At 33.0% G+C, this 9,149-nt stretch carries 9 protein-coding genes; 3 read left to right on the top strand and 6 right to left on the bottom strand.

Going from position 1 to position 9,149, the window contains the following annotated elements; translation table 11 throughout:
* Positions 1-125: 125 nt before the first annotated feature.
* The 6 genes from AC23MB_RS13990 to AC23MB_RS13965 all read right to left on the bottom strand — a co-directional run bounded on the left by AC23MB_RS13990 (position 126) and on the right by AC23MB_RS13965 (position 5,800).
* On the bottom strand, positions 126-1,304 hold the full coding sequence (locus AC23MB_RS13990) for an acetyl-CoA C-acyltransferase (RefSeq protein ID WP_487787601.1): 1,179 nt from the start codon (positions 1,302-1,304) through the stop codon (positions 126-128).
* Positions 1,305-1,315: 11 nt separating this feature from the next.
* Positions 1,316-1,711, bottom strand: coding sequence for a hypothetical protein (locus AC23MB_RS13985; protein ID WP_312324656.1), 396 nt, complete (start codon positions 1,709-1,711; stop codon positions 1,316-1,318).
* A 91-nt stretch (positions 1,712-1,802) separates the two neighbouring features.
* Positions 1,803-3,467 (bottom strand): alpha/beta fold hydrolase, encoded by a 1,665-nt coding sequence (locus AC23MB_RS13980; protein ID WP_313032204.1) that lies wholly within the window; start codon positions 3,465-3,467, stop codon positions 1,803-1,805.
* Between the two features lies 1 nt (position 3,468).
* Entirely contained in the window at positions 3,469-4,557 is a 1,089-nt protein-coding gene (locus AC23MB_RS13975) for a hypothetical protein (RefSeq protein WP_374329593.1), read from the bottom strand.
* 9 nt (positions 4,558-4,566) lie between these two features.
* The gene (locus tag AC23MB_RS13970; RefSeq protein ID WP_374329591.1) at positions 4,567-5,256 is read right to left on the bottom strand and encodes a hypothetical protein; all 690 of its coding nucleotides are present in this window, start codon (positions 5,254-5,256) and stop codon (positions 4,567-4,569) included.
* Positions 5,240-5,800 (bottom strand): RNA polymerase sigma factor, encoded by a 561-nt coding sequence (locus AC23MB_RS13965; protein ID WP_313032197.1) that lies wholly within the window; start codon positions 5,798-5,800, stop codon positions 5,240-5,242. Before AC23MB_RS13965 ends, AC23MB_RS13970 begins: the two co-directional genes overlap by 17 nt.
* Before the next feature lie 228 nt (positions 5,801-6,028).
* Between AC23MB_RS13965 and AC23MB_RS13960 the strand changes: the two genes are divergently transcribed.
* The 3 genes from AC23MB_RS13960 (at position 6,029) to AC23MB_RS13950 (ending at position 8,878) form a co-directional block, all read left to right on the top strand.
* Positions 6,029-7,018, top strand: a complete 990-nt coding sequence (locus tag AC23MB_RS13960; RefSeq protein ID WP_487787600.1) for a hypothetical protein — start codon at positions 6,029-6,031, stop codon at positions 7,016-7,018.
* Positions 7,019-7,372: 354 nt separating this feature from the next.
* Complete coding sequence (locus AC23MB_RS13955) at positions 7,373-8,083, top strand: hypothetical protein (protein ID WP_487787599.1); 711 nt, start codon at positions 7,373-7,375, stop codon at positions 8,081-8,083.
* A gap of 255 nt (positions 8,084-8,338) precedes the next feature.
* Positions 8,339-8,878, top strand: coding sequence for a hypothetical protein (locus tag AC23MB_RS13950; RefSeq protein ID WP_487787598.1), 540 nt, complete (start codon positions 8,339-8,341; stop codon positions 8,876-8,878).
* Positions 8,879-9,149 lie beyond the last annotated feature (271 nt).

The raw sequence follows: 9,149 nt of genomic DNA, 5'->3' as shown, positions 1-9,149 counted from the left end.
CTTCGCCGAACCACTTCGTTAGGTTTCCGAAAATTTTTTTGAGCTTTGAGGGCTCAAAATTTTTCAGAATAACTTTTTAACTTACACAGTTAGTGAGATACTACCTTTATTAAAATAAATAATACTTAGATATTTTCGATAACAATAGCTGATGCTCCACCGCCTCCGTTACAGATTGCAGCAGCACCATATTTTGCACCATTTTGTTTTAATACGTTGATAAGTGTTACGATAATTCTAGAGCCAGAACTTCCTAGTGGATGTCCAAGCGCTACTGCACCACCGTTAACATTAACTTTAGAAGCATCTAATCCTAAAATTTTGTTGTTTGCTAAACCTACAACTGAGAAGGCTTCGTTAAACTCGAAAAAGTCGATGTCTGAAACTTCTAAACCTGCTTTCTTAAGAGCGATTGGTAAAGCTTTAGCTGGCGCAGTTGTAAAGTTTTCTGGCTCGTGTGCAGCATCTGCGTAAGAAACGATTTTAGCCAAAGGCTTAAGACCAAGTTCTTCCATTTTCTCTTTTGAAACCAAGATTAACGCAGAAGCTCCATCATTTAGTGTTGACGCATTAGCTGCTGTAACTGTTCCGTTTTCTTTTTTGAAAACTGTAGGAAGCGTTGGTAATCTATCGAAGTTTACAGACTTATATTCTTCATCTTGAGCAAAAATAATTGGTTCTCCTTTTCTTTGCGGAATTTCCACAGGAACAACTTCATCATTGAATTTTCCTGCTTCCCAAGCTGCTGCCGATCTTTTATAAGATTCGATTGCGAAAGCATCTTGCTCTTCTCTCGTGATGTTGTAATCTGTTGCACATTTTTCTGCACAAACGCCCATGTGTACTTTGTTATATACATCAGTAAGACCGTCTAATACCATCCCATCTAGCATTTTAACATCGCCAAGTTTAGTAGCAACTCTCGCGTTGTAATAATGCGGAACCATTGACATATTTTCCATACCGCCAGCAACAATAACATCCATATCGCCAGCTTTGATAGATTGTGCAGCCATCATAACCGCCTTCATCCCAGAAGCACAAACTTTATTAATAGTTGTAGAAGGTGTATGATTTGACAAACCAGCACTCAAAGCTACTTGGCGCGCAGGCGCTTGTCCTTCGCCAGCTTGCAAAACGTTACCCATATAGATTTCCTGAACCGCGTTAGGATCCATCCCGATTTTATCTAAAGCACCTTTAACCGCAGTTGCTCCCAATTTAGTTGCTGGTACTGATGACAAACTTCCCATAAAACTTCCCATTGGTGTACGCACCGCTGAAACGATAAATACTTCTTTCATTATTTTTAATATTAATTATTTAAATTTTTATTTTTATTAATTCCGAAAAACATTAATGCTGCACCTACAAATTCGAAAAACCATCCCCACGATAATTTTACGATTCCTGCAAAAGCACTTTGCCACGACTTAAACGGCAGGAAGGCAAAAAAATAAAGTGACTTTAGCTTAATGGCAACAATTGTAAAAATGAACAAAAAGATAAGACTTCCTGCAACTATTCTTGTCGCTTTTAGTTTCTCTTTTTGAATAAAATATAATCCTAAAGCTGACAGAGTCCAGATAATACCCGATAGATAAGGATCAATCTTCCAATAATTCCAGTTGCCAACTAACGGAATGCGTAATAATGGGAGAAAACTTCCCACAATAACTAAGATAACGCCTATTAACTGTATATTTTTCATTTTGTAAAATGCTTCGCCAAAATACGAAAAAAAACACATCTATAAAAATGTGTTTTTAATATTGAATCGCAATCCGTTTTATATATGGAAGCTATTTGGTTAAAAATTTCAAAATCTCATTATTTAAAATTTTAGGCTGCTCGAACGGAACATAATGTCCTGCCTTTTTAACTATCAAAAGTTCTGATGTTGGTAAGGATTTTTGAATAAGGTCGGTATGTTCTTTTTTAATAATATCAGTTTCTCCAGCCACGACCAAGGTCGGTATTTTTATGAGATTAAGATCTTCAGGTTTTAATTTTGGTTGTGTTAACATTAGCTTCAGAAGTCTTTTATCATCGGTATTATCTTCGTTTTCAAAATCATTTTTAATTTCATTTAACAATGATTCGTCAACGCCTTCGGGATAAAGATTGGCGCCAATTGTCACTAACTTATCAATCAATTCTGGGTGATTTTTAGCAAAGATTAAACCAGTATTCCCGCCATCACTCCAACCAATAATTTTGATTTTCGAAAGATTAAGTTGTTTCACCACCTCAAACAAGTCATCAGCAAAGCCTTCGTATGAGTAATCTTGCTTCGAAAGATTCGTGCTTCTACCCTGTCCGCGCGTATCAATCGCAATAACTTTAAAATGTTTTTCAAAAAAAGGAATTTGCTTATAAAAATCCGTAATACTGCCACCATTCCCATGAAGTAAAACCAAAACTGGTCCTTCACCATAAGTTTCGTAATAGATTTTGGCATCTTTGACGACTAAAAATTCTCCCGATTTGTTGCGTCCAAAATTAGAATTTTGAGCTTCATTTTTATATTTCATGATCGCGAGTTTTTCTTTCGCTTTTTCATCATCGAGATTGTCTAGTGTTTCAGTAGAAGTTGCAATCTCTTTTTCTTGAGGTGTTTTGTTATAAGCGACTTCGATGTTCGCGATATATTGTCCAGTCGCACGTTCCCAATTTCCTTGACTTTGATAACGGTACCAAAGATTCTGTCCCAATTTTTTTTTGGCGGAAACCCCAAAGACGAAATCTTCATTCGCTAACTTCTTATAGTCAACCAATTGAAGCGTTATCGCAATTTCTTTTTCATTTTTAAAAAGAAGACGATAATTGGAGAAATCAATGCATTGCCAACCCGTTGTTTTAGTTTGATAAATAATATTTTCCGTTAACAAATTTTGATGCGGCAAACCATTTTTGAGACTGTAAATATTTAGTTTTAAAGTCAATTCTTCAAAACGTGAACTTGGCATAATGTAGAAATTGTAGGCTTTGATCTTGGTTGTGCTATAAACTTGGAAAACACTTCCCTGCTCAGCCGTTGGCGTATTTTGATTAAAAAACTTCGTAAACGTCAACATTGGACGCTTTTTCTCGCCAATTAATTTATCATTTAATTTAATAGATTTTACAACAATTTCATTAAGATCCGTTTGTTTTTGGTCCAAAATAACATTCGGATTCTCCTTTAAATCTTGAAAGCTAATTTGCTTATCGACAAATCCAGCTGTAGAAAAAACAATAGAATCATTGGTTTTTGGATCTTTTTCAAAAATTAATTTAAATAAACCATTTTTATCAGTTACAGTCGCCGATTCCGAAGTTTTAACACTGATATTGACGTAAGCCAAAGCTTTTTTATCAACGTTAAAAACTTGTCCAGAAATCTCTGTCTGTGCTGAAATCATCACCACAGACAGAATAAATCCGAGAATAAATATGAAAAATTTAATAACAGAATTCAGAATCATTTTAAAAATCTAAATTTACTAATTCGATACCGATTTGGATGCCGTTTTTACTTGGTAAAATCGATTTGTCGTTAAAAATCGGGGTAAAATCTTTTTTAATAAATAAGTTAAAACTTCCATAGCCAAGTGTCAATTTTCCTCCAAATAAAAAACTATTAACGCCATCATCCAAAGTGTATTGGTACTTATCGAACTTGCCTTCTGGATTGTAATATTTTACCTTAACGATACTTCTTGTATTGATTCCGGCATAAGCACCAAGTCCAATTTTAAACATCTTCTTGCGAGCATCAATATAAGTTTTCCCTTCATATTCTTTATATTTCGGATTTAATACTACCTGAAATTCAACGGGTAAAGTCAAATATACATTACGCAGTTTGGAACGTTTTAAACTTCCATTTTCAAAATTTTCTAAATACAGTTCTTGGTTATTCTGGACAAAAACTTGCGGACGTTTTGGCATGTAAGTATCAGTACGATAAGCAATACCGTAACGGAAAAACCACGGACTAGCCTCATTTCCCAATTGCATATCGCGACGAAACTGAATCTCGAAACTGTGAGAATTCCCAAAGCGCATTTGCGAATCGTCCTCGAAAGGATTAAAACTTCCTTTGTCTTTGGTTAAATTTAGGAAGGCATAGTTAATACTTGTCGAGGTTGTATTAATGTATTTTTTTGGGTTGTTTTTATTTTTTGTTGCATTGATGTCAACACTTACAATTCCGCTACTGTTGGTGTATACATTATTGTTCGAGTTGTTTTTTGCGTTGATTCCGAACACAGACGCTACAACGGTAGATTTTGTAATGCTGTCCATTTTGCTACGTTGAGCTTCGATTTTGTCGTTGATAATCGTTTCATATTTCTCCGATATCGATTTTTTTTGATCAATTAGTTCTTCTTTAGTGATTTTGCCTTCGTCATATGCCGATTCGACCACCGCAATTTCGTCACGCATTTTTGTTTTTTCAGAAGCAATTATACTTTCGAGAGAACTAGAATAAGTTTTGATTTGATTTTCGAGCGTAGTTTGTGCTGTAGCAAAGCCTGAAAGCAAAGCTAAAATTAGGATTTTTGATTTCATATAGGTAGTTTATTTTTTAGTAACAGAATCTTTGTCAAATATGGTAAAACCGAGAATTTTTATAGATTTTGGCGAAAGACGATCGTCAAAATCCTCATTGGATTTTTTATGTTTGAGATTGTTCATTCCCATTTTTGATTTTTGATTATTTTGTTGATCAGATCTTGTTTTTTCCAACTCTACACCGAAAAGTAAATCTTTGGAAGTGACATACTTTTCAGGTTTGGTTGGTTGAGTTTTCGCTGCTTCGGCAAGTACTTTTTCTTCTGGAATTACAATTGGTTTAATTGAATTATCATCATAAGAAACAATTGGTTTTTCTTCCGATTTTATTGGTTTATTTTGAATTTGAACTAAATTTTCGACTTGTATATTTAGTTGATCCTCGACTAATTTATTTTCGACTTTTTCAGGATTTTTAAGTCTTGAATCTTTTTCTTTTTGCTGAGTTTCAACTTTGTTCTGATTAACAATTTTAGGACTGATATTCTCAAAATCGTTATTTGAATCAACAATAAAGATTGATAAAACTAAAATGATAACAGCCGCAACCGACCACCATAATAGTCTAAAATTTAGTTTAGTTTTGTTAGGCGCTTCTACTTTTTCATCGTCAAGTTTTTGTTCCAATCTATCCCAAAGATTTGGAGACACGAAGCGCTCTTCTTGATGGTATTGAGATTTAAGATTTTTCAACATTTTGCTTTTCAATTTTTTGTTTTAAAATAAAATCTGCCAAAAACTTTTTAGCTTTACTGTATTGACTTTTGCTTGTCCCTTCACTTATGTTAAGGATTTCTGCCACTTCCTTATGTTTTTTCTCTTCAAAAACGATGAGGTTAAAAATAATTTTGTAGCCAGTTGGCATTGCATCCATTAACGCTTTCAAATCAATTTCGTCTTCATTTTCTAAAACTTCATGCGTAAAATTTTCAGCTTTATTTTCAATAAAATCAGAATCTACATAGAGAATATTCTGTTTTTTTCTGATAAAAGAAATAGACTCATTAACGACAATCTTTCGTAACCACGCCGAAAAAGCACTGGAATTTTGGCACGTTTCTATTTTTGTAAAAGCCTTGAAAAACGCTTCCATCAACACATCTTCGGCATCGTGCAAATTGCCAACGTAACTAGAAGCCACAAAAAGTAAGCGATCCGAAAACATATCGAATACCATTTTTTGTGCTTGTCTATCACCTTTTTGGACAAGATTAAAAATATGTTGAAAATTATCTTTCATAGACTCTTACCTATTAGACGCAAAAAAATGGAAAAGGTTGCTTGAGATTAAAATTTTTTTTCAAGCAACCTGAAATGCGCAATCAAAAAACTTGCGCAAAACACATATTGTTATAACGAAATGCGCATTTTGTATATTATCGCAAAGACCTATTAACTAACAAAAAAATATATTTGTAAAATTGAAATATATGCGTATATTTGAGAGTTAGCTGTAATATTTAACAAAATGTGGTTCAAAGAATTAACAGGATTTCAAGAGGATTTTCCAGAAGATGTAAGAAATAAATTAATAATTGAGAACGATTATTTTATCTCTTCAGAGAATTCTAGAAAATTCACTTTTGGTAAATTAGAAGTTTCAACGTTGGAACAATTGAGAAATCAAAACTCTCAAATTAATAATTACAAGGATAAAATTAAAGTAAATGAAATTGTCGGTGACGTAAAAGATTTGCATTGTCGTCCTGAAAATGCAACCGCTTTATTTCAAGTGGCTTCTCAATTTAATTTACTTGAAATGATAAACCCTAACATTACCCCAGAAATGGGCATCGACAGATATGAATATGATAGAACTCAAGGTCCTATTTGTGCAATCTCATGTGGAGCAGGAACAATTTATAGAAATTATTTTGTAGAAGTAAATGGAAAAATTGGACAATCAGATGATAATCAAATAGATTGTTTAGACTTAATAGGAAGAGAACTAGAAAATGAAAGATTGAACCTATGGAAAATGAAAAATGGTTACGCTTTACTAAGTCAGGAAGGGCTTTTATCAATTAATAAAAAAATAGCAAATCTTAGCGACAATGAACGTGAAAATCTAAAAGGGAAACTTAAAGTTGGAATACAGTGGAACACTGAAGTTACTATTTCAGATACAAAGCATTTGATATCCCAAATTTATTGTTCTGCATTACCAGTTGCATACAGTCAAATCGAATCATTTTATTGGGAATACTTTTCTAGAGTAATTCTTGAAGCATTGTACGAAGCAACTCTTTATTCCGGAATGATAAATATGGAAAAAAATAATTCAAATTTGGTTTATTTAACCTTAGTTGGTGGCGGTGCTTTTGGTAATGAAGAGTATTGGATATTAGAATCAATGCAAAAAGCAATTGAAAAGTTCAAAAATGTTCCTTTAAACATTAAAATTGTCAGCTACGGAACATCGAATAGAAATTTGCAAAAATACTTTGAAAAGATTTAAAAAATACTACAGCTAACATTGTATTGGCAAAATGCGGGGTTAAATGTAAAATAGAAAAAGCAGAAATATTTAGCCGCCGCTGCTTTTCATATTGTTTTTTTCCTTAATTTAGACAATCTGAAAAAGCATCGGCTTCGTTTGGTCTGAACTTGAACATTTGTTCAAATTAAGCCCGCACTTCGCCAATACTTTTTCCGTTAGCAGAAATATTATAAAACGACGCTAGAAAAACTTTTGGGTGATGGTGTAATGGAAACACAATACGCAAGTATTATCTAGTTGGGTTCGATTCCCAACTGCCAAAGCGAATTTTTTACAATTTTCTTTGGCAGTTGCGTCGTTAAAAATTAAATTATGTTTTATAAACAACATTGTGAAAATATTTCAGAAATAGAAGGTGGAATTAAGTTAATCGAACTTGATTTGAGAAGGTATATCTCTATGCAACAATCAAAAAATGAATATAAATACACAAAACTACTTTCGTATTTAGTTACTTGTTGGACAGAGGTAAGAATTCTAAAACTTGCTTATGAACGTAACGGATTTAATGAAAATGAGAGAGAGTCAATAATTACTGCAAGTACTTTAAGTGACAAATGGATAACTGCTTTAGAAATATCTATTTGCAAGGCTTATGGAATAAATAGAAATTCAAACATAACTTCACAATTAAGTTTCACTCCAAGAACAAGATATATTGAACTGAAACACTTGATCAGCACTGATTTACTTGCATCTATAGAATTAAGAAATAGAATTGCTCACGGTCAATGGAAATATGCTTTTACTAATGACTTAAAAAATATTTCTCAAAACTTAACAAGAGATTTAAGGTTGGAAAATATTGTAACTTTACAATTAAAGAAAAAATTAATAATTGCATTAGCACAACTAATTCACGATTTAGCAATTTCTCCACCAACCTTTGAGAGAGACTTTGACAATAATTTCAAAAGAATTGAACAAAATAAAATAAATTTACATCAAAGAGATTATAGTGATTACAAAGCCAAAATGATTGCTAAATACGAAAGAGGTAAAATAAAGAGAAATACAATATAAAAAATACTTCTGCTAACATCGGTTTTGCAATATGCGGGGTTTAGAGAAAGTTGAACTTTTTGTGAAATTTATCCGCAAATACTTTTCCACTTCACTTTTTTTGTTTAATTTACTTCGTGGAAAAAGTCTTTGCTCAGCGAAGTACTGATACAACTTTTAGTTGCATCAATCCCGCACATCGCAAAGCCGTTTTCCGTTACCTGCAATTTCAAAACAAATACCGTAAAAAATTAAAAACTAAATAATTATAATTTAATGAAGAGAATCTTTTTAACTTTAGGAGTGATTTTATTATCACAAATTACAGACGCACAAACTAAATTAGAAAACAATTACAAAATCGAACTTGGAATCCAAGGAATATCAGTTGGAACTGAAATTCCCTTGAGTGACAAGTTTTTGGCTGATGTCAATCTTGGTTGGGGCGGAATTACAGATTTGTGGCATAATGGCATTTCATATGAATGGAGTAAAAATAGCAACAGTATTTTTGCAAGAGGTCAACTAAGATGTTATTTAAATAGGGAAAGACGCGAAGAAAAAGGACATTCTTTAAAAAATAATGCTGGAACTTTTATTGCTTATCAAACTAAATTTCATTTTAGTGGAACTGACTATTATAGCCCACAAGTTGGAAAAAGTTGGCTAAATGAATTGCAATTTGGACAGCAGTTGCCATTAGGAAATCATTTCATTTTCAGATATTATGCCGGACTTGGAAATGGTTATGACTTGGATTATAAAAATAGTAAATTTTATCCGGCTTTAGGTTTTTCATTTGGATATGCATTCTAAAAGAAACTGCAGGTAACATAGGTTTGGCGCAATGCGGGGATTCGAGCAAGTTCAACTACTTGAAAAATTTAGCCGCCACTGCTTTTCCGTTCCACAAATTTTTCTTAAGTTAGTTCCACGGAAAAAGCATTGGCTCCGGTTGGACTTAATTGAACTTTCCGTTCAATTAAGCCCGCACTGCGCCAAGCCTTTTCCCGTTGTACGACATAGTAAAACCGAACCAAACAAAATGAAAGTCAGAGAAGAAAAGTTAAGAACAATTATAGAATGG

The sequence above is a fragment of the Soonwooa sp. T0.1_25 genome, assembly GCF_057652215.1.
Note: the sequence above shows the minus strand (reverse complement) of the source record. Positions and strands in the feature narration are given on the sequence as shown.